Below are 23,651 nucleotides of genomic sequence, written 5' to 3'. Positions count from 1 at the left end.
TCATATATATAGTGCAGCAGCCAAACAGGAAAGAAGGGTGGGATGATATTATGGAGCAGCAGTGGAAACAGTGCTTGTACCGTTATGTAGATCACATGAATCGGGGCAGAGTCGAGCCGCGTACAGAGCCAAGGCATTCCGCCGTAAAAGATCCGCGGTATCTGGTAGAGCAGGGAGAACGCGGCCGAAGGCTTGCGAAATGGTATGCAGAGAGAGGCATCAAACCCCTTCGCGGCGAGACGGGAGTCAAAACCATCAGAACAGTCAGGCATACGCCTTCCGAGGTTACTGCGGAGATTTCACTGCATAGTGCCTTGTATTATGAGCTCGGCGGCATGAGCCACCGTGAGGATATAATAAATACGGAAATGATCACGTTCAACCTTGCAGAGAATGGCTGGGAGATTGCCGCGGTGGAGCATTCGGTCCCCGAACGTCAGGGGCTGCGCAAGGCGCCTTTTTCTGAACGTGTACTGGAACGTGAGCAAGGGGCTCTGCTGCCACAGCCACTGCTTAACCGGAAGGTACTGGGTAGTCTTGGGAATCCCCGTGGGGCATTGTACCGCCGTGAAGAAGCGGCAGCCTATGCGGACCGCTGGTGGCAGGAGGGGAACCCAGAGTTTGAAACGTTTGCCGTGGATTGCACCAATTATGTCTCGCAATGTCTCTTTGCAGGGGGAGCGCCTATCAACTATACTGGTAAAAGAGAAACGGGCTGGTGGTACAGAGGTTATAACGGAGGTCAGGAATGGTGGAGCTACAGCTGGTCAGTCTCAGACAGTCTGCAGCGGTATTTGAGCACATCCCGGGGTATCGGACTGCGGGCAGAACTTGTGAATCGTCCCGAACAACTGATGTTAGGGGATATCATCCAGTATGACTGGGATGGTAACGGACAATACCAGCACAGTACGATTGTGACAGCATTCGATGCAGGCGGCATGCCGTTGGTCAATGCACATACGGTCAGCAGCCGCCACCGATATTGGGATTACCGCGATTCCTATGCCTGGACCGACAATACAGCCTATCGTTTTTTTCATATTAATGACTATTTATAATTCGGAAAGAGGTTAAAGGGCATGGGGGATAATAAATTAACCGTAGGACTAACGTATGGCGGCAAATCCGGAGAGCATGAGGTATCGCTGCAGACGGCTTTGGCGGTCATGAACGCATTTGACTACGATAAATACGAGATCGTACCTTTTTATATAAGCAAACAGGGCTTCTGGAAAGTTGTAGAGAAGCTGTCAGCGCCGTTCACACATCTGGAGCAGCTGATGCTTCCTGAAGCATCCGAAGACATGGGGGCGGCTATAAGTAAAGTATTCAGCGGCATGTCCGGAGAACAGAAGGCTGTAGATGTTATGTTCCCGCTTTTACATGGTACTTACGGCGAAGACGGCACCATTCAGGGACTATTTGAAATGGCTAACATTCCATATGTTGGAGCAGGTGTGCTCGCTTCAGCGGCCGGTATGGATAAGGTTGTGATGAAGAAGCTTTTTGCCGATGCCGGACTGGATCAATGCCTGTATTGCTACTTCAATGTCAGCTCATGGAAACGCCGCAGCCACGAATTGATTATGGGTGTGGAAGATAGCCTGGGATACCCTGTATTCGTGAAACCTGCCAATCTGGGCTCCAGTGTGGGGATCTCCAAAGCGGTTGATAAAGACAGCCTGATCAAGGCCGTTGAGCTGGCCTTCCGGTATGACACCAAAGTTATCATTGAGGAGTTTGTAGATGCCCGTGAGGTAGAGGTCAGTGTGCTTGGTAATGATGAGCCGGAAGCTTCGGTTCCGGGTGAAATCGTCTCTTCCGGTGAATATTACGATTATGCCGCAAAATATATCGACGGGAAGTCGCAAATGATAATACCGGCACCTGTGGATCCTGAGGTTGCTGACCAACTGCGGGAGTCGGCGCTGACGGCGTTCAAGGCTATAGAAGGCAGCGGCATCACCCGTGCGGATTTCTTCATCCGCAAGAGTGACGGCAAAATCCTGATTAACGAAGTGAATACAATGCCTGGCTTTACTCCCTACAGCATGTATCCGCTGCTGTGGCGTGAAACCGGACTCTCCTATAAGGCGCTCCTCGACCGGATGATCGGGCTTGCGCTGGAGCGTCATCAGTACAAACAAAGCCTGAAATACGACAACGAGCAATAAAAGGCAGGCCGGGACCTATCCCCGCCGGAAAAGGAGTGGAATTATGGGCTTTCAAACGGAATTTAATTCAGTATGCAAATTTAAGAATGAGCAGGAGTTGTATGAGCTGCTGGAGTATGGCCGCTGCAAGATGGTGAAGCAAGGGTTCCGCATCTATCCGACGGGGCAGAAGGTTATTGCTTATACCCCGGACAATGTGGCTGTAGCTATCGTCAAGATCTCTGCGTCAATCGCGGAGATCAATTTTCAGGGGCATGAGATTACTGCTGTTGAAATGGAACTCATACGCAAACTGAATGAGGAAGAATCCAGATTGCAGACGGCATTGGCGTACGAAATGTTTTTTGGTGAGCAGGAGTGATTGTCCGGTTCGGGTATGTGGCCATGTCAACTGTGATTGCAGACTGTTCGCCCTCGAAGACGATGACCATGGCTTCGTTCAACAAACTGAATGACCGCGAGGCGGCTATCCGGAAGCTGGAATCGATTGCCCGGGTGAATCTGCATAACACGCTTCGTCTTCTGCGGCATAATGCGGCATCCGATATTCAGGTGTACCGGCTGACCTCCAAGCTGATTCCGCTTGCGACACATCCCGATCTTCAGGAATGGGACCCTTTTGCAGCACTGGAGGATGCTTTCATCGAGGTGGGAGACTACGTGAAGAAACATGGGATGAGAGTCTCCTTTCATCCGGACCATTTCACGGTGCTCAGTACACCCAGGCCGGAGGTTCTGGAGAGCTCCATTCGTGATTTACAGCATCATGTACGTATGTTGCAGGCGATGGGCTTGTCTGCCACAGCGAAGAATAACATTCATATCGGCGGTGCTTATGGGGACAAGCCTTCAGCTGCAGCGCGCTTTAAGGAGCAGTTCGCAGATCTGCCTCTAATGCTTCAGGAACGGACAACGCTGGAGAATGATGACAAGACCTTTAATGCTCCGGAGACACTGACGGTCTGCCAGGCGCTTGGTCTCCCCATGGTGCTGGATATTCATCATCAGTGGGTGAATAACGAGAGGGAAATGCCTTGGGAACTGTGGGATGATATCCGGAAGACCTGGGAAACTCCACTGGCTTTGAAAGATGTGGCTCCAGGTGAACACTTACCGCCTAAGATTCATGTCTCCAGTCCGCGCAGCCCCTCTGACCCCCGCAGTCATGCCGAAGGAGTCGAGCCAACGCCGCTGCTCGCTTTTCTGCGGCGCATCGCAGCATCTACGCCAGCAGTAGATGTTATGATCGAAGCCAAAGGGAAAGACAGTGCATTGTTTGGCCTGATGGAGGCCCTTAAAGAGCTGGCAGGGTTTGACCAGGGGATCACTGTAATAGACGGGGCTAGTGTAAATATTGAACCGTAAGAACCTACTTGATCTACGGATGGAAATAAGGTACGGTGAATAAAAAGCAGCGCAAACTTAAAAAGAAATGTCTACAAGGCCGCAGATTCCGCATACTGCCTTGCAATATGCGGAAGAAACCGTGCTTTGCATTTACATATGATAAGTCGGATGTGACTAAGACAGAGAGCGGAGTGAAGAGATGAATCCTATAAATCCGAATAGCCGGAACGAACGTGAACCCTATGTAGTATCAGGTAAAGGTTATACGGCGGTAGCGATCAATGCAGCTGCCAAGGCCGGTGAGTGGATCAAGAGCAGACAGGGTCTGGTAAAGGAGCTAGGTACAAAAACATCTGCGCAGGATCTGGTTACCGAGGTCGATAAAGGCGTTGAGCAGATGATCCGCAGACTCGTGCTTACCCATTATCCGGATCATACCTTTTTAGGTGAAGAAGGGGTTGAACCCGGAGCAGCGGCCGCTACAGCAGCACTTGAGGAAGCGCGGGAGAAGGAATTTGTATGGATTGTTGATCCCATCGATGGTACAACGAATTTTGTTCATGGTTTTCCGTTCTATTGCGTATCTATAGCACTTGCTGTGCACGGCGAATTAGCGGTTGGTGTGATTTATGATCCTATCCGCGATGAAATGTTTGTTGCCGAGAAAGGCAAAGGAGCCTATATGCATGGTGTTCCTACCTTGGTGTCGGCTGAAACCCAGTTTGGGGATAGCCTGATCGCTATGGGTTTTCCGCCTGATCGTGAATTTGCACAGCCGGTAAATATGGCAGGGCTCCAAAGTGTGATGCCGCAGGTTCGCGGCATTCGTGCCGGCGGCTCGGCTGCGCTGCATTTAGCTTATGTAGCGGCAGGCAGAGTGGACGGCTATTGGGAAGTTGGGCTTAATCCATGGGATTGTGCAGCAGGAGTGTTACTCGTACGGGAATCCGGAGGACAGGTGACCGACACGCTCGGTCGTCCATATGATATCGGTACACGCAATGTTATCGCCAGCAACGGCAAGATTCATGAGGCGCTTGTCTCTTCGCTTGGTTCTGCAGACGCAACGGGTTACCCCCTTTAGGAGGCCTTGTTATGAACGAGAACGATGATTTGGAACGCAAGCTCAGCGATTTGCTCACTGATGGTGAAATGGAGCAGGGAGATCGTACGGCCAAGGAGATTAGAAGTATTTCTCCAAAGTATGAGATCCGTATCCAAACTACGCTTGATCCTATTGTGGAGGAGACGCTCCGCTACCGGAAGATCGGACGCGAGCTGGATGACCGGTATGATAAGTATCTGGAACAGACCAAGAATAGCCAGCGGATGGAAACGGATCCGTCCCGGGACGACAGTGGTTCTACACGAAGCGGTGAATAAAGAAATCATGTAATGTGAGCGGCTTACCCACTGGGGGAAGCCGCTCTTTTGTGCTGCCTGCAGTAATGATAGAATAAGAGCATTACATGTGAGGGGGAGTATCATGCTGAAATCAATGAAAAGAATTCTGGCAGCAGGCACAAGCAGCCTTCTGTTGTTCTCGGTGATTGCCTTTGCGGGGGACGGGTTTCTAACCGGGGCTACGGCGTCAGCGGCGGAAACTCCGGAACAGGATGTCTTTAGCATTGTTGCCCTGGGAGATTCCGTCACCGCAGGGTATGAGCCTGGAATGACTGATCCCAATACCAAGCCTTACGGATATGCGGAACGGTTGCTTGAGCAAGGTTGGTACCATGGCAGGACTTCATTGGCTAATTACGGTATTCTCGGACTAACCTCAGTGGGTCTGCGTAATTATGTGGGCGCGATTGCAGCAGGCACCAGTATTACACCGGAAGGCATTCAGCCGGGCCTTCGTGATCCTCGGATTGCCCAGTTTGCCGCCCAGACCACGCAAATAGCGGCAGAATTGAAAGCTGCAGATCTAATCACAATTACAATTGGCGGCAATGATGTAAGCTCCTTGTTTCTAAATGTAAAGACGATTGCATATGATGATTTTCAGACTCAATTGGAGCAGAAGCTGACCGATTACGTGACCAATGTTAAAGTTGCCCTTGAGAACATTCGGACAGTGAACCCGCAGGCGACCATAATTATAGCTGACCAATATCAGCCCGCCCCTAAAATTGCGCTGGGTTCATATTATTCTCAGCTTATGGACGCCGCTACAAGCATGACTGCTGCAGTGGACGGTGTGGTGGCTAGTTTAAATCGTGAAGGTGCGGCTGTTCGTGTGGCACATGTAGCGAAGGTTTTCGCCGGTACCGAGGGCTCCCTGACTCACATTATTGGAGCGGGAGAAGCCGATTTTCATCCGACCCAGCTTGGGTATGAGAAGATTGCCAGGGTATTCTCCGAAGTGCAGTGGGGAGAGTACCGCGTTCCGGCAGCAGCTGCAATGGCTCCGGGGGCCGGGCAGATGTCCATTGTCGTAAAGGGAACGGAGCTTAATACACCGAATAAACCGATTGTTAAGAATAATCAGAACTTTTTAGCGTTGGGAGATGTACTGAAAGCGGTTGGGGCTTCAGGTAAGTGGGATAACAAAACGTCCAGTGCCACTATTGTGTATGGAGGCAGAACAGTGGTAATTACTATTGGCTCCAAGACGATCAAGGTGAATGGCGGGAACGTGGCGATTTCAACACCTGCATTCCTGCAAAAGGTCGGAAAAGAAGATAAGACCTATCTGCCCCTGGCTGCACTTGCCACCGGGCTTGGTTTTGATGTGAAATACAGCTCGCAGCTGCGAACCGCTTTTATTAATCCATAATTAACCTCTAAAGAAAAGGTGGATGAATCCTTTGTCCGGTACTAAATTCAATGCCAGTTATACGATTACGATGGACGATATCATACGTGAAGGTGACCCGGTGCTGCGGACAGTCGCGAAGCCAGTACCTGTTCCTTTCTCGGAAGAAGTCCGTGAAACGCTGCAGTGCATGATGCAGTTTCTGAAGAACAGCCAGAATCCGGAAGTGGCTGCCAAATTCAAGCTTCGCTCGGGTGTCGGATTATCGGCCAATCAGATTGGACTATTGCAGCGCTTGTTCGTTATGCATTTTTATGAGGACGGGAAGCTGATCGAGCATGCCCTGGTGAATCCCAAAATCATCAGCCACTCGTTGTCCATGGTCTATTTACCGGAGAGCGAAGGCTGCCTGTCGGTTGACCGGCCGGTTCAAGGTTTCGTACCGCGGTATGAGTCGGTGAAGGTGAAAGCTTACAATCTTTCCGGCAAAGAGGTCGTGCTGAGATTCAAGGGTTATCCTGCGATTGTTGTCCAGCATGAGATTGATCATCTTGACGGCATTATGTTCTATGACCGGATCAACAAGAAACATCCGTTCAAGCTTCCGCAGAATGTGGAAATCCGCAATCTGTACGAGTAGTATCCATTCTTGTGAAAGGTAGTGAATGTAGTGTCGGATCAGGATCAGGACAAAAACCGGCTGCGGCCTAAGCTTAAGGTGATATCGTTTGACAGCAACAACAGCAGCCTGGTTGAGAGTGAGCAGCCTAAAGTAACTTTTCAGGATGTAGGCGGACTTGAAGAATTGAAGAAGAAAATCCGTCTGAATTTCATTCTTCCGCTGCAGCAGCCGGAAATGTTCCAGGCGTTTGGCAAAACAGCGGGAGGAAGCCTGCTCCTGTACGGCCCTCCCGGCTGCGGGAAAACGTATCTAGCCCGGGCGATCGCGGGAGAGATCAACGCCAATTTCCTGCACGTTGAGCTACAGGCTATTTTGTCCATGTATATCGGACAGAGTGAAAATAACTTGCATGACTTCTTCGAGAAAGCCAGACAGGAGAAGCCCTGCGTCATATTCATGGATGAACTGGATGCGCTGGGCGGAAGCCGCCATCATATGTCTCAGCACCATAACCGCATGCTCGTTAACCAGCTGCTTACCGAACTGGACGGACTCCAATCCTTCAATCAGGAAGTACTGGTAATCGGTGCGACCAATACCCCTTGGTATTTAGATTCGGCACTGCGCCGGCCCGGACGGTTCAATCATTTGTTCTTTGTACCCCCACCGGAGCCGGCTGAGCGGGAGGCGATTTTGAAGCTGAAGCTAGAAGGGAAGCCGCAGGAGAAGCTGAATGTGGAACGGTGGGGCGGGGCGACGACGCATTTCTCCGGGGCGGATCTGGAGCAGATTGTCCGGGATGCTGTGGAGCGGGCGATCGAGCGTTCCCTTGAGAGCGGAACCATCCAACCGATTACCGATGATGATATGAAACGGAGCATAGAAGGACGGAAAGCGACAACGCTCGACTGGTTCTCCACGGCGAGAAATTATGCTACCTTCAGTGATATCAATAAGGACTATGAGCTGGTGCTGGATTATATCAAGACTCACAGGATTAAGTAAAGGAGGTGCTGCCTCTTGTCCCAATCACAGGATAATCCGGCATACTACGAGCGCACACTTCAATTGATGAACTGGAGGCGTTATCCCGAAGCGATTGCAGAAGCTGAGAAGTGGATTGCAGGAGAACCGGAGAATGCCATGGCTTATGCCATGCTGGGCCAGATTCATATGAAAGCGGGAAATAATAACAAAGCCATGCATTGGGCGGGCGAAGCTCTTCGTTATGATCCTGAGAACACCATAGCCTGGTTCGTACGTACGGTAGTGCTGTATGCCACGGGTAAGGAAGAATTGTTCCTGGAATCAGCGCGTGAGGCCAGACGTCTGGATCCGCTGGAGAGCAATTATTCGTATCTAACCTTTAATCTGTACCACAAAAAAGGCAAGACGGAGGAAGCGCGGGAGGCGCTGAACCATGCGCTGTATCTCCAACCGGACCGCGGGCTCTATCTGGCTGCCGACAGCTATCTTCGAGCCAATATGAAAGACTTCAAAGGTTCGCTTGCTTCCGAGGCGTCTGCGCTGTACCATGATCCGGAGAATGACCAGACTTTTATGTACCTGGCCTGGGCCGCGGAGAAGAGGGGCGATTACAAGAAAGAAATCGAGTTCCTTAAAAATGCGGTCCGCCTTAATCCGGAAGATGCACAGATCAGACAGGAATATTTAAACAGCCTGCAAAAGAAGTTCTGGTTCTACCGCATTCTGCTGGTTCCTGCTATTCTTCGGAGACTGAAGCTTTCACAGCTTCTGATGATATGGGTTGTCGCCTGGCTGCTTTTTCGGCCGCTGATTGTATTGCTCATTATCGTATATATCTTGTCCCACTGGATCTCCAAGCTGCTTGTAAGGGTGCAGGTCTTCGGGTGGAGTTCTTTATTCAGGAAAATAAAAATGTAGAGGAATACAGAAAAAGCCACACTTTCAAAGCTGCGGCTTTTTCTGTATTCCTATTGATTAGCGGGTCTTCTCGGTCGCCATTGCCTGGAAGGAGGCTTCGGCTGCATCCAGAGTGGCATCGATATCAGCGTCCGTATGCGCCGTGGTCAAGAACCAGGCTTCATATTTGGAAGGGGCGAGATTGATCCCCCGATTGAGCATGTGGCGGAAGAAGCTGGCGAACATTTCACCGTCCGTGTCCTGTGCTTCCTCATAATTCGTAATCGGGTGACTGCAGAAATGGGTGGAGAATGCGCCGCGGATCCGGTTGATCGTCAGCGGAATGCCGTGACGGTCTGCGGATTCCTGGAGGCCTTCCACCAAACGGATGGCGAGCCGTTCCATATCTTCATAGACGCCTTCCCCGCTTAGAACTTCAAGGCAGGCGATACCAGCGGATATGGATGCAGGATTGCCCGCCATCGTACCTGCCTGGTAGGCAGGGCCGAGCGGAGCCACCTGCTCCATAACATGCTTGCGACCGCCGTAAGCGCCGATCGGGAGGCCGCCGCCGATGATTTTGCCGAGCGCCGTCAGGTCAGGCATGATATCCTCGTGGTTGTCGAGTCCGGTATAAGTCTGTGTAGAGCCGTAATGGAAGCGGAACGCTGTGATTACCTCGTCATAAATGACCAGCGACCCGTTGTCATGGGCTAACTTGCACAGTCCTTCAAGGAAGCCGGGTTTTGGCATTACCATACCAAAGTTGCCGACAATAGGCTCCACCATTACGGCTGCTACATCCTCGCCGAAAGTATCGAGCGCTTCACGCAGACCGTCCAGATCGTTAAACGGAACAGTAATTACCTCTTGGGCGATGCTTGCCGGAACTCCTGCGCTATCCGGAATGCCGAGTGTGGACGGTCCGGAGCCTGCGGCAACCAGTACAAGGTCGGAGTGGCCATGGTAGCAACCGGCAAATTTAACGATTTTGCTGCGTTTGGTGTATGCGCGGGCCACACGGATGGTGGTCATTACAGCTTCGGTACCGGAGTTAACGAAACGAACCTTGTCCATGGAAGGGATAGCTTCCTTGAGCATTTTGGCAAGCTTGATTTCAAGCTTCGTTGGGGTTCCGTACAATATGCCGTTCTCCGCTGCTTTTGTTATGGCTTCAGTAATGTGCGGATGAGCGTGTCCGGTAATGATCGGACCATAGGCGGCCAGATAATCTATGTATTTGTTTCCATCTTCATCCCAGAAATGCGCGCCGCTGCCCCGTTTCATGAATACGGGAGCACCACCGCCTACTGCCTTAAAGGATCGTGAAGGACTGTTGACGCCGCCGACAATATGTTCAAGGGCTTCCTGATAAAGTTGCTCTGATGTGGATCTGTTCATAAGACTATACATCCTTTCGTTAATACAAATTGGGCAAAGCGTTCTCAGCTTGTCAATCGGTTTGTGAGCAGGGAAACGGGCGGAGGACAGCTTGTCTGCTGCCTTCCGCCCGTCCGCCCGCGTTATGTCAGGTTCAGGGAAATTCGGTAATCGTTATTACTGGCCCGATTCCACATTACTGCCTGCGGTAGCTTCCGGAGAGACTGTAGGTACAGGTTCGGTCATTGTATCCTGCACAAATTGATGCAATTCATCAATACTGCTCACACCGATTACGGCGGAGCCGCCACGAGTCTTTTCTTCTACCAGCAGATCCATTGGAGGTACTTGCTCACTGCCGCCCATGCTGCTCTCATAGCCCACACTGGCCAGCTTCCACATATCATCCAGATTCAAATTGGTATCCACGTATGGATTCACTTCTGATAGGATGGTCGGAAGTTTGAGCAGTGAGGTCGAACTCTTCATCTTGTCCGCTACAGCACTCAAGAATCCGCGCTGGCGCTGCGTCCGGGTGAAATCGGAGGTGGCGTCATGCCGGAAACGGACATATTGCAGTGCCATATTTCCGTCCAGATGCTGGAAGCCTTTTTTCAGATCAATATCATATTCAGGCCCGTCGGCTTTGGTCTTGTAGGTCATATCCTTCTCGACCTCATAATCCACTCCGCCGATGGCATCAATTAGCTTGATGAACCCTTGGAAGTCAGTGTAGACCCAATATTGAATCGGAATGCCAAGCAGGTTGCTTACTGCCTCCATAGCTGTGTTAGGACCATGGGTAATGGCCGTATTAATGCGCTCCTTGTCATATCCGGGGATATCCACATACGTATCACGGAGAATGGAGAATACATAGAACTTTTTCTTCACCGGATCGAGGGAAGCGACAAGCATGGTATCTGAGCGTGGAACCTCGCCTTCCTTAACTCCGCGGGCATCTACACCCATCAGCAGGATATTTACCGGCTCTGTACCTTCCCATTTAGGAGGTTCGGGGGCAGGGCTGGCGGCTGCGACAACATCTTTAAAGGGTGAACTCTCACCATCTTTGCTGAAATCGTCCAGATTTTTCACAATAGCTGTGAAATAATAAACTACAAACCCGACGATCAGCAAAAGAATAATAGCTAAGGTCCAGAGCAGCGGTTTTTTAGACTTGCCCGGTTTGGCATGACGTTTTGTTCTTGAAGGCATTTCTCGTTCTTCCTTTCACATTCACATTCTCTACATTATAATTTCTTTTAGGGATACAATCAATTTCGGACATAAGTCTGCCAAGGTTTAGAGATAACTGTATACATAATCTAAGGAGTGAACATACGCGATGCCGACTATTTCCATAGGGGAGGCCGTGCCCGATTTTACACTGCCGGCTTCGGACGGAACTCTCGTTAGCTTAAGCCAATACCGGGGACGGAAGATTCTCCTTTATTTTTATCCGAAAAATATGACGCCTGCCTGTACCGAGGAGGCCTGTGAATTTCGTGACGCGCATGACATCATTACGGCTCAGGGAGCCGTGGTACTAGGAATCAGCACGGACAGTGTGCAGTCGCACATCAAATTCGCAGCCAAATACGGCCTGCCGTTCCTGCTGCTTGCGGATGAGGAGCACAGGGTAGCCGAAATGTTCGGGGTATGGCAGCTCAAGAAGCTGTACGGCAAGGAATTTATGGGGATTGTCCGCTCTACTTTTTTGATTGATGAACAGGGTGTATTAGTGGAAGAGTGGCGCAAAATACGCGTGAAGGGTCATGTCGAGAACACAATACGGCAATTCCAAGCCAAATAGGGATTACTGGTAACTTTTCCTTATTTGCTGTTACATTTTTAACAGCTAAAGCACTGCTCCTCCATGATATAGTTGCTGGGATTACTTCAAATTTGTAACAAGGCGTGGTGATGGAGTGATGATGTTACGTATCGGACTTGATATCGGTTCAACGACCGCCAAACTGGTCGTCATCGAGCAAAGTGCCATTATTTATCAAGATTATGTAAGACATTATAGCGATATAAAAAAAGCCGTACTTGCCCTGTTGTCTGAGGTCCAAAGCAGATTTCCGGGCAGGGAAACAGCCCTTACTGTAAGCGGTTCCTCCGGGCTGTCCTTATCCAAATTAGCGGGAGTTCCTTTTGTGCAGGAGGTCATTGCCTGTACGACAGCAATAAGCGAAATCATCCCGCAGGTGGATACAGCGATTGAGCTCGGCGGTGAAGACGCCAAGATCATTTATCTGAGCGGGGGGATCGAGCAGCGCATGAATAATGCCTGCGCCGGCGGAACGGGAGCCTTCATTGACCAGATGGCGGCCCTGCTGCAGACGGACCCTGGGGGACTCGATGCACTTGCTGAGAAACATGAGACGATCTATCCCATTGCTTCACGCTGCGGCGTATTCGCTAAGAGCGACGTTCAGCCGCTGCTGAATGAAGGCGCCCGCCGTGAGGATGTGGCGGCATCAATATTCCAAAGTATTGTGAATCAGACGATCAGCGGTTTAGCCTGTGGACGTCCGATTCGCGGCAAGGTGGCGTTTCTTGGCGGACCGCTGACCTTTCTGCCTCAGCTGCGTGCCCGTTTCGCGGAAACGCTGGGACTCGCGGAGGGAGATATTATATTCCCCGACCGGTCCCAGTATTTCGTTGCCATAGGCTCAGCTTTATCCCTCAAGGAGCCGGTGATTCTTTCGCTGGAAGAGTGGCTGAAGCGCCTCAGCGCCGTAGATTTCGCTAGTGACCGCAATCAGGATGCAGAGCTGCCTCCACTATTTGAGACTCCAAGGGATCTGGAGGAGTTCCGCGAACGTCACGGCAAAGCGTCTGCCCCCAGGGCTGAGCTTGCTGCCTACCGGGGACCGCTGTTTCTCGGGATTGATGCCGGTTCTACCACGACTAAGCTTGTGCTTACGGGCTCAAACGATGAAATTCTTCATACCTTTTACGGGAGTAACAAGGGGAATCCGCTTAAATCCGTTAGGGAAGCATTGATTGAAATCTACGGAATGCTGCCTGAGGGCAGTTATATTGCCGGGAGCTGTGCTACCGGCTACGGAGAGGGTCTGATTAAGTCTGCACTGAAGACCGACGGCGGAGAAGTAGAAACGGTTGCCCACTATAAAGCTGCTGCGAAATTTATGCCCAAGGTTGATTTTATTCTCGATATCGGTGGACAGGACATGAAATGCATTAAGATCCGTGGCGGGGCTATCGACAGCTTAATGCTGAACGAGGCCTGCTCGGCGGGTTGCGGTTCGTTTCTGGAGAGTTTTGCTTCGGCCCTTGATATGGGAATCGAGGAATTTGCAGCAGCTGCACTCAGTGCTACCCAGCCTGTAAATCTGGGTTCACGCTGCACGGTATTCATGAACTCTAAGGTGAAGCAGGTACAGAAGGAAGGAGCTTCACTTGCTGATTTGTCAGCCGGGCTTGCTTATTCTGTTATTAAGAATGCCCTGCAGAAGGTCATCAAGATCCGTAATCCCGAAGATTTAGGAGAGAACATTATCGTCCAGGGAGGAACCTTCTATAACGAGGGTGTTCTGCGGGCGTTCGAAAGCCTGACCGGACGGACGGTTGTGCGGCCGGATATTGCCGGCGTAATGGGGGCCTATGGTTCGGCTCTGATTGCCCGGGAGCGTGCGGAAGAAGGTTCAGTAAGCACGTTGCTGAAACCGGAAGAGCTTGAAGCCTTCACGTATGAAGTATCGCCCGGCCGCTGCGGCCGCTGTGCCAATAATTGCGCGCTGACAATCAGCCGGTTCCCGGATAAGACCTTTCATGTGACAGGCAACCGTTGTGAGCGCGGCGCAGGAAGAAAGAAAGAGAAGAACACACTGCCGAATCTGATGCAGTATAAATATGAGCGGTTCTTCGATTACGAGGCGCTGCCGGAGGTCATGGCGGAGCGCGGAGTCGTTGGTATACCGCGCACGATGAACATGTTTGAGAACTATCCATTCTGGCATACGTTCTTTACCGCATTACGCTACCGGGTTGTGCTGTCACCGAAATCCAGCAAGAAGCTCTATGAGAGCGGAATGGACACCATTCCGTCCGAATCGATCTGCTATCCTGCCAAAATGGCCCATGGCCATGTGCAGAGCCTGATCGGCAAGGGTGTCAATTTTATTTTCTATCCGGCTGTAGTGTATGAGAAGAAGGAGGATGAAGCTGCGCATAACCACTTCAACTGTCCGGTGGTGGCTTCTTATCCAGAGGTTATCCGCAATAATATGGATAGTCTCAAGGAGAACGGAGTTCCGCTTGTCAGTCCGTTCCTGACCTTTGATGATATTGCAGCATTAACGAAAGTATTGGTTCGTACGTTTACCGATATCCCTAAAGAAGAGATTGCGGCTGCGGTCCAGGCTGGCTTAAGCGAAGCGGATCACGCCAAGGATGATGTCCGGTCGAAGGGCGAGGAGACTCTGAATTTCTTGGCACAGAGCGGCACGAAGGGAATCTTGCTCTGCGGGCACCCGTATCATGCCGATCCGGAGATTAACCATGGGATCGCGGAGATGATAACCGGCATGGGTCTTGCCGTACTGACAGAGGATTCCGTCTGCCATCTGGATAACAGCCAAGGCGATATGATGGTAGTGAATCAGTGGACCTACCATGCGCGGATGTACCGTGCAGCACGTCTGGCGGCAAGCAGAACCGATCTGGAGCTTGTACAGCTGACTTCTTTCGGCTGCGGGATTGATGCCATTACCTGTGATGCAGTTCAGGATATTATGGAGAGAAACAATAAAGTTTATACGCTCATTAAGATTGACGAGATTAGCAATCTCGGAGCGGCGCGAATTCGTCTGCGCTCACTCCTTGCTGCTATGCGCGAGCGGGATAAAGGCAATGTACAGCCGCGGCAGATGTATGTTGAGCAGCCTAATGTGCCTTTTACCAAGGAAATGAAGGAGAACTATACCATTCTGGCACCGCAAATGTCTCCGGTTCATTTTGAACTGTTTGAGAGGGTGTTTCAGGATGCCGGCTACCGCCTGAAGATACTGGAGACAACCGGACCTGAGGAGACGGAAGAGGGACTTAAATATGTTAACAATGATGCCTGTTACCCGGCGATTGTTACCATAGGACAAATTCTGTCGGCCTTGAAGAGCGGAGAATATGACCCGGACCGGACGGCTGTGATTATGTCCCAGACCGGCGGGGGCTGCCGGGCGACGAACTATATTGCTTTGCTGCGCAAGGCACTGAAGGACTCCGGCCTCGGCCAGATTCCAGTCATTTCTCTGAATGCTTCAGGCATGGAGAACCAGCCGGGCTTCCGGATCAGTCTTAAGCTGGCCAACCGCCTGATTGCCGCAGCCTGCTACGGCGATCTCATGATGCGTATGCTGTACCGTTTCAGACCCTATGAACAGGTACCGGGCAGCACTCAGGCTTTATTCCGTAAGGGAATGCAGCGCTGCAAGGATAGTCTTTCGTCGTTCTCGTTCCGGGAATACAGAAGGGTGATCCGTGAAATCGTGGCGGAATTCTGCCGTCTGCCGTCTATTTCTGCCGTGAAGCCCAAAGTGGGGATTGTCGGGGAAATCCTGATCAAATTCCATCCGGATGCCAATAACCGGATTGTCGAGCTGATTGAAGCCGAGGGCGGAGAAGCGGTCATGCCTGATTTCCTGGATTTTATCTTCTACTGCATCTATAATCCGATCTACAAGGCGGAGCAATTTGGCAAAAGCAAGCGGCTTGGCTATTTCAATCCACTGCTGATTTCCTATTTGGAGATGTACCGGAAGCCGATTAAGAATGCGCTGGAAGCTGCCGGCCTTGCGAAAGAACGGGAGAATATATACGGACTTGCGGAGAAGGCGGGACGACTGGTGTCCGTGGGTAATCAGATGGGTGAGGGCTGGTTCTTGACGGCAGAAATGATGGAGCTCCTTGATCATGGTGTGAACAACATTGTCTGTATTCAACCTTTCGCCTGCCTTCCGAATCATATTACGGGACGCGGCATGATTAAAGGGCTTAAGGAGCTGTACCCGGGAGCCAACATCGCTGCGATCGATTATGATGCCGGAGTCAGTATCGTGAATCAGACCAATCGGATCAAGCTGATGATGTCCATCGCCGGCGGCTTGCAGAGCGGCAGAGAGCAAGTAGCGCCAGCTGCTCCTGTACTTCCGCTGCCTCTCCTGGGAAGTGCCGGGACCGGCATCTGAACCGATAGAATATACACCTAATCCATTCATTTGACAGCAGCACTTATAAGTAATGACATACAGGAAGCAGGCCAAGGTTCAAACGGGTCTGCTTTTTTTGCCGTCCCGATGATTTGCGCAAACTCACTTGTTGGTTTTCAGAAAATTTCAGTAAAGGATTGACGGGAAAAAAGGTAAAGAGTAAAATAGTTCGCATGCGAAATATATTATTTGCAGCTAATGGAGGTGAATGATGATGGAGGAAAATGAGCAGCAACTGGATGAAATCGTCTCTTCTTTTCGCCGCATCAGCCATGCCTTTCAACAGTTGCTCTGGAAAGACGCTGAGGAACTCGACATTACACCCACCCAGCTTATGGTTCTTCGCAAAATATCCTTGCATCCTGAAATCGGCATAACCGACTTGGCAGAATTGCTGCATTTGGGGAACAGTGCAGCGAGCGGGGTTGTTGACCGTATGGTGAAAGCGGGACTTTTGATCAGACAGCGGTCGGAGAGTGACCGCCGCAGCTTCGAGCTCTCTCTGACGGAGAAGGGTATAGAAATCAGGGAGCGAAGCAAACAATCTCTAAGAAGACATTTGCTGCCGCTGGCAGACATACCTGTAGAGGACGCAGGGGAACTGCTGCGCATTCATGGTGAAATTATTCAAATTTTAGAACAAGGGAGAGACAATAAGAAGCTATGAGTACAATAACTGCTAACGCTGCAACAGCATCCAAGGCATTGCGCAGAGGTCCAATCATTGCGGCGTTGCTTATCGGCGCATTTGTGGCGCTTTTGAATCAAACACTGATGAACGTGGCACTGCCTAAGATGATGGAGGACCTCCATATTGTTGCCAATACGGCACAATGGCTGACGACAGGCTTTATGCTGGTCAACGGTGTACTGATACCCATCAGTGCATACCTGGTCGAGAAATTTACTACCCGCCAGTTGTTCATAACAGCGATGGTCCTGTTTTCCATAGGTACACTGGTTTGTGGAATTGGAACCGGTTTTGAAATGATTATGGTAGGCCGGGTGATCCAGGCGGTAGGCGCTGGTATCCTAATGCCTTTGATGAATATTGTATTCCTGAGAATATTCCCGATCGAAGAACGCGGCAAAGCGATGGGTCTGATGGCGGTTGCCATGATCTTCGCTCCGGCTGTCGGACCAACACTCTCAGGCTGGGTGGTTCAGAACTATTCCTGGCGTGTGCTATTCTTTATCGTATTGCCGCTGGCCATCTTCTCCACCCTTCTTGGAGCGAGAACCATGCAAAATGTCGGAAAAGTCAGTTCTCCTGTACTGGATAAACCGGGGATTATTTTCTCAACACTCGGTTTTGGCGGCTTGCTGTATGGTTTCAGTGATGCCGGAACAGACGGATGGGGAAGCACTACTGTTATAGCCTGCCTCATTCTGGGTATGGTGGCTCTAGTCCTTTTCGTGGTAAGAGAACTGACAACCTCTAAACCACTGCTGGAATTCCGTATCTTCCGGTATAACATGTATACACTCACAACCATTATTAATATCATTGTTACGATGGCTATGTATTCGGGTATGATTCTGCTGCCGATCTATCTTCAGACGATCCGGGGCTTCACGCCGATGGAATCCGGTCTGATGCTGCTGCCGGGTGCCATTCTGATGGGTGCGATGTCACCGGTAACCGGGATTATCTTTGACAAAATCGGTGCCAGATGGCTGTCTGTGATCGGACTTATCATCACCGCGATTACTACTTGGGAGTTCAGCCAGATCACGGACTCCACAACATTTACTCATCTGATCCTGACCTATACCGCGCGGATGTTCGGTATGTCTATGCTGATGATGCCGATCGTTACGGCAGGGCTTAACCAGCTGCCTCAGCGCCTCAGTTCCCATGGCACAGCAATGTCGAATACACTGCGGACCGTAGGTGGAGCGCTTGGTATGGCCCTGTTCGTCAGCCTGATGACCAACCGAACCAAAGATATTATTACCGATACACTGATGAGCGGCGCTGTATCCCAGAATGACCAAGCGGCCATGCTGCATCTTCAACAGGAAGCCACCATTAGTGGCATTACCCATGCCTTTACAGTAGCTACTTGGGTCACGGTCGCTGCGCTGGTGCTGTCCTTCTTTATTCAAAAGACCTCGCCGCAGCCGGATTTTCTGAAGCCGGAACAAGAACCTTCTAAGCAATAATCATCCGTATTAATAATAAGGGACAGTTACTCAGGTCATGGATGACCTGAATAACTGTCCCTTTGTGTATGATCATTTCACTTCAGGAAGTTAATTAACTTCCAGCGAACGGAGAGCACGCCAGCGCTCTAGTGTGGGCAATTGAACGGCAAGCAGCTGCCTTGCCTCTTCTTCCGGCATTCCTTCCTGAACCATAAAACCGGTGCATAGATCAATCATGTCCTGCAGTGTAAGTTCCGGCTGTTTGAATTCTCCGGATTCGTAACAGTACATACAGTACTCGGCGGTCTTATTCCCTTCACGGTCACTTCCGTGTACTCCGGAATCATGCATGGGCATACCGCAGCTTTGACAAAAGACCGCTTCCTGTGCTACCGCCTGATGTTCTTCCATAAATGACCACTCCCTGATAAAGATTAGGGAACACCGATATATTCCCTTGCATGCTTATTATAAGAGAACAAACCTGACGGCATTTCGTCAGGTTTGTCTGATAGGCAATATATTATATTTAGCGGCAATCTCCACCGCTGTTTCCCCTATTCTCCTGCGGATATGTTCCGGCTCCAGCACCTCGGCTGCACTCCCGAAGCTCAGCAGGAAACCGTACAGCCAGCTGTCCTCCGGATATTCGAGAGTAACATAATAACCTCCATTCCCATCCGGCTTCAGCTCTTCCGAATCAAAGCGGTCCTCGGCGAGATGCCTGCCCTCGGGCGAGAAATGGAGAACTATGGGAACGCCGGAGTCTTCTCTGGTCCAGCCGTTACTCCAAGGATATTCTATACCGGTGAGCTCCTGTCTGACGAAATTCTCTGCGCTCTTCACAAGATCCTTCATACGCGGCAGCTTGAAGAGCCGGAAATCCTGACGCATATGGCAGAAGCCATATAAATACCAGGCCTGGCCTTTCAGTAATAGCGTATAAGGCTCTACCGAACGCCGGCTGGACCTGCCGTCAGCGGCGACATAATCAAAAGCTACAATGACACACGCCTCCAGTGCTTCCTTGAGCACAGTGAGCCGTTCCTCCAGCGGACTATTCAGCCCCCACGGCGAATAATCGATGACCAGCTGGGCCGCTTTGCTGCGGAAGGCTGCAGACTCTGACGGGGGGATGACACTGCTGATCTTCTCCATCAGCAGGGCATGGCCGGTTCCGCCGTAGGTGGTGGAGACACTTTGCAGAGCAGTGAAAATATCGGCGAGCTCATGGCTCGTCAAGACATTCCGGTCCAGCCGGTAGCCTTCCATCAGACCAATTCCACCTCCTGAACCCTGATAGGTAACCACAGGAATCCCTGCCTGATTGATGCTTTCAATATCACGGTAAATCGTCCGCACAGACACTTCGAACATATCTGCAAGATCCTTGGCCTGTATGAGGTTGCGGTTCATGAGTAGGATGACAATGGAGAGCAAACGGTCAATTTTCAAAGGCTGGACTCTCTTTCCCGGACATCAGCGTTCCGCTTAATTTCCTTAATCTTATCAAAATAATCCCGGCAAAGCATTGTCATAATCAACAGTTTAGATTAATATCTAATTAGATGTTTTGCTAATTTGTTTGGAATGGAGATTGATGATATGGATACAAGTTCTTCCGCTGCTGTAATTAGAGGGGAACGGGAATATTTTAAACTTTTTGCCGCCGGACTCGTGAATGGCATTGGTGACCGCTTCAGCCAGGTTGCGATGTTGTCTTTGATCTTCCATCTGACCGGTTCAGGGATGGCGATAGGTGTTGCCTTTGCGGTGCGGCTGGTGCCGTCCTTGTTCTTGGCTCCTTTAGGGGGAATTCTAGGCAGCAAACTGCCGCGTAAAGTCATTTTAATCAGCGTAGACCTTCTGCGCATACCCTTTGCACTGTCTTTCCTATGGGTAACGGATGCTGACCGGCTATGGCTCCTATATACCGCAAGCTTCTTCATGGCAGCCGGTGAGGCTATTTATGCGCCTATGCGCAAATCATTGATTCCGCTGCTCGCAAGGCCCGATTCTTTGCTGAAGATCAATGGCCTGGAGCAGTTGATGACAGGGTGTGTGCTTATTCTGGGAGCATTTACCGGAGGGATTGTCTCCTTGTGGTTTGGTCCGGAGTTGGCATTTGTGATGAATGCAGCATCGTTTCTGTTGGCAGCTGTAATTATTTACAGCATTAAATTCCCTAAACTGCCGGAGTCATACCCGCAGTCTAAGCAGCCTGTTACTGGTCTATTCGATGTAGAGAATGCCGCAGCAGACAGTACAACCTCCAAAGTATTACGGAGAAATCTCCTGCGGATCATATCGGTAAGCCTTCCACTGCAATTGGTCCTTGTCTATGAACTGCTTGTTCCGATGGTGAGTGGTTTGGACAATGTACTAATCAGTGTGTATGCCCTCAAGGTATTTGATGCCGGGGATGCAGGTGTAGGAATATTCTATGCGGCGCTTGGGATGGGACTTAGCTGTAGCTTTGTTGTGGCCCGAATGTTGAAGGGAAGATTGGTCGCTGGTGCGGTGGGAGGACTGCTGCTGGAGGGAGTATTGCTTGCGTGCCTCAGCGTGAGCGGGAACTTTGTGACTGCTGCCGTTCTTTATATCTTCCTGGCGACGGCCGGCGGGGTCAGTAGTGCTTGTCTGGATACACTTGTCATGAAAGAGACACCTGTGACTATGCAGCCCATGTTGTTTGGGATTCTGGCCGCTGTAGGCAATACACTGCTTGGACTATCAATGCTGCTGGCTGGATGGATGCTGGAGTTGATTGAACCCCGCAGACTCGGGATGGCAGGTGGTTTCGGATTGGTCTCGATCGCGCTGGTGATGGCCGCATATGCGCTGCTGCGCAGCAAAAAGGACGGTTCATTCACCGCCCTTTGGAAGACTCTTTAACACGTGTTTTTACTTTAGGTGAAGCTTTCCGTTTAGACATTCGCTCTTTAATAACAAGGCGGTAGCGGTACAGTACAATCAGAAGGACGAGAGAGATACCGCCAGCGATTACCCAAATGGCATAGCGCTCAAACAGGTGGAAGATTCCCATCCACTGCGGGCCAAAGATACGTCCGATGCCGAGAAAAAGTAGTACCCAGAACAGGGCTCCGGTATAGGCGTACCCGGCGAATTTTCGAAAGGGCAATGCGGTAATGCCGGAGAAATATCCGGTGAAATGACGTACCCCCGGTACGAAATAGCCAATGAAAACCAGGACACTGCCATATTTTTCAAACCAAATCTGCGTTTTTTCCAGCTTTGCCGGAGAGAACAGAATCCACTTGCCGTACTTCTGGATAAAAGGCATACCGGCTTTGAGTCCGATGAAATACGTCGTTGTCATCCCTACCGTTGTTCCGGCAAAAGCAGTTATGGCCAATGTTGTAAAATCCATCTTTCCTGTATAAGAGAGGAAGCCAGCGAACGCCATCGTCGTCTCACCCGGAAAGGGCAGGGCGACGAACTCCAGAAGAAGTCCGAAAAACATGACGCTATAGCCGTAATCAGCGAATAATTCTTGAATCCACTTTAACATTTCCATTGCCGGTTCACACTCCAGTGGGGGCAGTAATCTTATTCTATTTCAAAGCTTGTCTTCATACAATCTATCAAAACCGGCTTTTAAGAGCCAATAGATGCTGGAGGTAGAGATGATGACAAGCAATCGTAATTCCCGCAACCGGCGGAGCCTGATCCGCGGATTGCTGATATGGATAGGCATCATTTTAGTTGTTACGGGATGCAGCGCACAGAGCGGTTTGGAATGGAGTTCCTTAACCGTTCATGCCCTGTCTACGGGACCGCAGCAGTCAGCGGAGAAAACCTCTGCTCCTGCCACGGAGCCTCTGACCACCTTGAAACAAACTGCAGTGGTACAGAAAATGAAACCGCAAGCGTCAGCAGTCTCTCCAGCCCAACCGGCTGTCAAAGAGGAGAAGCCCGGAAAGATCATATATCTTACCTTTGATGATGGCCCCAGCCAGGTCACACCGAAGATACTGGAGATTCTGAAGCGGGAAAAAGTGAAGGCTACTTTCTTCGTGCTTGGTAATGGAGCCGCAAGCCATCCCGAGCTGATTAACGCGATCTGGGAGCAGGGGCATGCCATTGGCAATCATTCCTATAATCATGATTACCATGATTTATATAGCGGATTCACCCATTTCTGGAATCAAATCAAGCGGACGGAGGAGATTGTCCGCAGTATCACAGGGATTCGGCCGCAGCTGGTACGTGCACCCGGCGGTACTGCCGGTCATTTTGATGATACCTACTTCTATCTCTTGAAGCAAGCGGGCTACCTGGTCACGGATTGGAACGTGGACAGTGGAGACTCCAAACGCAGGGGCGTTCCTGCTGGCGAAATTATAGCAGAGTCCGTTCCGGATACCGATGCGGCCCGCGTAGTTCTATTAATGCATGATGGCGGAGGGCATGAACAGACAGCCAAAGCACTTCCGGAGATCATTGCCCGATATAAGGCTGCAGGCTACGAGTTTGGTGTACTGGATGAAAAGGTCAAGCCTGTACAATTTAAGGTAAGCTCGCAGAGTGTAGGTGCAGGAAGAGCTAAACCATCGACAGCATGGATTGCCTCCCATATCAATGCTAATGCCGCTTTGTTCGAGCCGGCTAGACCGCTTGTACTGGAAATCGGGAAGCTGGAGACCAAGCTAATGCCCGGTGAATATTTCATTGAAGAGGGACAATACATCGTGCCGCTGCGTGCTGTTACCCAGCGGCTGGGCGGAGCGGTGAGCTGGGAGGCCGATATCCATAGCGTCAGGGTTGCCCTGAATGGACATACCTTTCTGGCAGATGTAGATCATAACGAGCTTATATTTAACGGAGTTAACGGAGACACTGACACCAGACCTCATGCGGTAACGATGATTGGCGGGAATGTATGGATTGGACTGCGGGACCTTCTGGAGCTTGCCGAACATCCGCTGCTTAAAGTCAGCGCTTCAGGGGAGGAACGCCGGGTTAAAGCGTACTAAGCTAAATGATTAAGATATGAAGTGAATATATGATTTTGGGTCTGACCCGCCTTTTTCCTGGGAAGAATAGATAGAGAGTTCCATTCAGAACGGAACGAA

General features: G+C 50.7%; 21 protein-coding genes. 16 read left to right on the top strand and 5 right to left on the bottom strand.

What is annotated here, in order from left to right; all coding sequences use genetic code 11:
* Positions 1 to 47: 47 nt before the first annotated feature.
* From ACAN55_RS02555 to ACAN55_RS02510, 10 genes are all read left to right on the top strand, one after another.
* Complete coding sequence (locus tag ACAN55_RS02555; protein WP_379128671.1) at positions 48 to 1,061, top strand: amidase domain-containing protein; 1,014 nt, start codon at positions 48 to 50, stop codon at positions 1,059 to 1,061.
* Between the two features lie 21 nt (positions 1,062 to 1,082).
* Positions 1,083 to 2,177 (top strand): D-alanine--D-alanine ligase, encoded by a 1,095-nt coding sequence (locus tag ACAN55_RS02550; RefSeq protein WP_379127671.1) that lies wholly within the window; start codon positions 1,083 to 1,085, stop codon positions 2,175 to 2,177.
* 43 nt (positions 2,178 to 2,220) lie between these two features.
* Positions 2,221 to 2,538 (top strand): hypothetical protein, encoded by a 318-nt coding sequence (locus tag ACAN55_RS02545; RefSeq protein ID WP_379127668.1) that lies wholly within the window; start codon positions 2,221 to 2,223, stop codon positions 2,536 to 2,538.
* Positions 2,535 to 3,542: a UV DNA damage repair endonuclease UvsE gene (uvsE, locus tag ACAN55_RS02540; protein WP_379127665.1), complete on the top strand. Its 1,008-nt coding sequence runs from the start codon at positions 2,535 to 2,537 to the stop codon at positions 3,540 to 3,542. Before ACAN55_RS02545 ends, uvsE begins: the two co-directional genes overlap by 4 nt.
* A 181-nt stretch (positions 3,543 to 3,723) precedes the next feature.
* Complete coding sequence (locus ACAN55_RS02535) at positions 3,724 to 4,608, top strand: inositol monophosphatase family protein (RefSeq protein WP_379127662.1); 885 nt, start codon at positions 3,724 to 3,726, stop codon at positions 4,606 to 4,608.
* A gap of 11 nt (positions 4,609 to 4,619) precedes the next feature.
* Positions 4,620 to 4,907: a hypothetical protein gene (locus ACAN55_RS02530; protein WP_379127659.1), complete on the top strand. Its 288-nt coding sequence runs from the start codon at positions 4,620 to 4,622 to the stop codon at positions 4,905 to 4,907.
* Between the two features lie 103 nt (positions 4,908 to 5,010).
* A complete protein-coding gene (locus tag ACAN55_RS02525; protein WP_379127656.1) occupies positions 5,011 to 6,303 on the top strand; it encodes a stalk domain-containing protein in 1,293 nt (430 codons plus the stop codon).
* A 22-nt stretch (positions 6,304 to 6,325) separates the two neighbouring features.
* A complete protein-coding gene (gene def, locus ACAN55_RS02520) occupies positions 6,326 to 6,922 on the top strand; it encodes a peptide deformylase (protein ID WP_379127654.1) in 597 nt (198 codons plus the stop codon).
* A 30-nt stretch (positions 6,923 to 6,952) separates the two neighbouring features.
* Positions 6,953 to 7,909, top strand: coding sequence for an ATP-binding protein (locus ACAN55_RS02515; protein WP_379128669.1), 957 nt, complete (start codon positions 6,953 to 6,955; stop codon positions 7,907 to 7,909).
* Between the two features lie 15 nt (positions 7,910 to 7,924).
* Positions 7,925 to 8,809 (top strand): tetratricopeptide repeat protein, encoded by an 885-nt coding sequence (locus ACAN55_RS02510; protein WP_379127651.1) that lies wholly within the window; start codon positions 7,925 to 7,927, stop codon positions 8,807 to 8,809.
* A gap of 57 nt (positions 8,810 to 8,866) precedes the next feature.
* Here the strand turns inward: ACAN55_RS02510 and ACAN55_RS02505 are convergent, their stop codons facing one another.
* Complete coding sequence (locus ACAN55_RS02505) at positions 8,867 to 10,189, bottom strand: glutamate-1-semialdehyde 2,1-aminomutase (protein WP_379127648.1); 1,323 nt, start codon at positions 10,187 to 10,189, stop codon at positions 8,867 to 8,869.
* Between the two features lie 156 nt (positions 10,190 to 10,345).
* The gene (locus ACAN55_RS02500; RefSeq protein ID WP_379127646.1) at positions 10,346 to 11,386 is read right to left on the bottom strand and encodes an LCP family protein; all 1,041 of its coding nucleotides are present in this window, start codon (positions 11,384 to 11,386) and stop codon (positions 10,346 to 10,348) included.
* A gap of 130 nt (positions 11,387 to 11,516) precedes the next feature.
* On the opposite strand from ACAN55_RS02500, the gene bcp reads away from it, so the two are divergent.
* The 4 genes from bcp (at position 11,517) to ACAN55_RS02480 (ending at position 18,573) form a co-directional block, all read left to right on the top strand.
* Positions 11,517 to 11,984, top strand: a complete 468-nt coding sequence (gene bcp / locus ACAN55_RS02495) for a thioredoxin-dependent thiol peroxidase (protein ID WP_379127643.1) — start codon at positions 11,517 to 11,519, stop codon at positions 11,982 to 11,984.
* Positions 11,985 to 12,105: 121 nt separating this feature from the next.
* Complete coding sequence (locus ACAN55_RS02490) at positions 12,106 to 16,386, top strand: acyl-CoA dehydratase activase-related protein (protein ID WP_379128667.1); 4,281 nt, start codon at positions 12,106 to 12,108, stop codon at positions 16,384 to 16,386.
* Between the two features lie 232 nt (positions 16,387 to 16,618).
* Positions 16,619 to 17,074 carry a MarR family winged helix-turn-helix transcriptional regulator gene (locus ACAN55_RS02485; protein WP_379127639.1) on the top strand — a complete coding sequence of 152 codons (456 nt, stop codon included), beginning with the start codon at positions 16,619 to 16,621 and terminating at the stop codon, positions 17,072 to 17,074.
* Positions 17,071 to 18,573, top strand: a complete 1,503-nt coding sequence (locus tag ACAN55_RS02480; RefSeq protein ID WP_379127636.1) for a DHA2 family efflux MFS transporter permease subunit — start codon at positions 17,071 to 17,073, stop codon at positions 18,571 to 18,573. The genes ACAN55_RS02485 and ACAN55_RS02480 overlap by 4 nt, the downstream gene beginning before the upstream one ends.
* 90 nt (positions 18,574 to 18,663) lie before the next feature.
* Here ACAN55_RS02480 and ACAN55_RS02475 read toward each other — a convergent pair whose 3' ends face one another.
* On the bottom strand, positions 18,664 to 18,966 hold the full coding sequence (locus ACAN55_RS02475; RefSeq protein ID WP_379127633.1) for a zinc ribbon domain-containing protein: 303 nt from the start codon (positions 18,964 to 18,966) through the stop codon (positions 18,664 to 18,666).
* Between the two features lie 87 nt (positions 18,967 to 19,053).
* The gene (locus ACAN55_RS02470; RefSeq protein ID WP_379127630.1) at positions 19,054 to 20,010 is read right to left on the bottom strand and encodes a helix-turn-helix transcriptional regulator; all 957 of its coding nucleotides are present in this window, start codon (positions 20,008 to 20,010) and stop codon (positions 19,054 to 19,056) included.
* A 150-nt stretch (positions 20,011 to 20,160) separates the two neighbouring features.
* Here ACAN55_RS02470 and ACAN55_RS02465 point away from each other — a divergent pair, with 150 nt between their 5' ends.
* Complete coding sequence (locus ACAN55_RS02465) at positions 20,161 to 21,450, top strand: MFS transporter (RefSeq protein ID WP_379127627.1); 1,290 nt, start codon at positions 20,161 to 20,163, stop codon at positions 21,448 to 21,450.
* Here ACAN55_RS02465 and ACAN55_RS02460 read toward each other — a convergent pair.
* Positions 21,425 to 22,093, bottom strand: coding sequence for a DedA family protein (locus ACAN55_RS02460; RefSeq protein WP_379127624.1), 669 nt, complete (start codon positions 22,091 to 22,093; stop codon positions 21,425 to 21,427). The genes ACAN55_RS02465 and ACAN55_RS02460 overlap by 26 nt on opposite strands.
* Before the next feature lie 112 nt (positions 22,094 to 22,205).
* Here ACAN55_RS02460 and ACAN55_RS02455 point away from each other — a divergent pair, with 112 nt between their 5' ends.
* Complete coding sequence (locus ACAN55_RS02455; protein ID WP_379127622.1) at positions 22,206 to 23,552, top strand: polysaccharide deacetylase family protein; 1,347 nt, start codon at positions 22,206 to 22,208, stop codon at positions 23,550 to 23,552.
* Positions 23,553 to 23,651 lie beyond the last annotated feature (99 nt).

The sequence above is a fragment of the Paenibacillus oryziterrae genome (genome assembly GCF_042610485.1).
Taxonomy (GTDB): Bacteria; Bacillota; Bacilli; order Paenibacillales; family Paenibacillaceae; genus Paenibacillus_AQ.
This window is presented reverse-complemented; position numbering and strand designations above follow the sequence as displayed.

What these genes read in the sequence shown, in the direction of transcription:
- ACAN55_RS02545 (WP_379127668.1), top strand. Translation starts at nt 2,221, where the DNA reads ATGGGCTTTCAAACGGAATTTAATTCAGTATGCAAATTTAAGAATGAG.
- ACAN55_RS02530 (WP_379127659.1), top strand. Translation starts at nt 4,620, where the DNA reads ATGAACGAGAACGATGATTTGGAACGCAAGCTCAGCGATTTGCTCACT.
- ACAN55_RS02460 (WP_379127624.1), bottom strand. Translation starts at nt 22,093, where the DNA reads ATGGAAATGTTAAAGTGGATTCAAGAATTATTCGCTGATTACGGCTAT.
- ACAN55_RS02550 (WP_379127671.1), top strand. Translation starts at nt 1,083, where the DNA reads ATGGGGGATAATAAATTAACCGTAGGACTAACGTATGGCGGCAAATCC.
- ACAN55_RS02465 (WP_379127627.1), top strand. Translation starts at nt 20,161, where the DNA reads ATGGATACAAGTTCTTCCGCTGCTGTAATTAGAGGGGAACGGGAATAT.
- bcp (WP_379127643.1), top strand. Translation starts at nt 11,517, where the DNA reads ATGCCGACTATTTCCATAGGGGAGGCCGTGCCCGATTTTACACTGCCG.
- def (WP_379127654.1), top strand. Translation starts at nt 6,326, where the DNA reads ATGAATCCTTTGTCCGGTACTAAATTCAATGCCAGTTATACGATTACG.
- ACAN55_RS02485 (WP_379127639.1), top strand. Translation starts at nt 16,619, where the DNA reads ATGATGGAGGAAAATGAGCAGCAACTGGATGAAATCGTCTCTTCTTTT.
- ACAN55_RS02505 (WP_379127648.1), bottom strand. Translation starts at nt 10,189, where the DNA reads ATGAACAGATCCACATCAGAGCAACTTTATCAGGAAGCCCTTGAACAT.
- ACAN55_RS02500 (WP_379127646.1), bottom strand. Translation starts at nt 11,386, where the DNA reads ATGCCTTCAAGAACAAAACGTCATGCCAAACCGGGCAAGTCTAAAAAA.
- ACAN55_RS02475 (WP_379127633.1), bottom strand. Translation starts at nt 18,966, where the DNA reads ATGGAAGAACATCAGGCGGTAGCACAGGAAGCGGTCTTTTGTCAAAGC.
- ACAN55_RS02525 (WP_379127656.1), top strand. Translation starts at nt 5,011, where the DNA reads ATGCTGAAATCAATGAAAAGAATTCTGGCAGCAGGCACAAGCAGCCTT.
- ACAN55_RS02455 (WP_379127622.1), top strand. Translation starts at nt 22,206, where the DNA reads ATGACAAGCAATCGTAATTCCCGCAACCGGCGGAGCCTGATCCGCGGA.
- ACAN55_RS02535 (WP_379127662.1), top strand. Translation starts at nt 3,724, where the DNA reads ATGAATCCTATAAATCCGAATAGCCGGAACGAACGTGAACCCTATGTA.
- ACAN55_RS02490 (WP_379128667.1), top strand. Translation starts at nt 12,106, where the DNA reads ATGTTACGTATCGGACTTGATATCGGTTCAACGACCGCCAAACTGGTC.
- ACAN55_RS02480 (WP_379127636.1), top strand. Translation starts at nt 17,071, where the DNA reads ATGAGTACAATAACTGCTAACGCTGCAACAGCATCCAAGGCATTGCGC.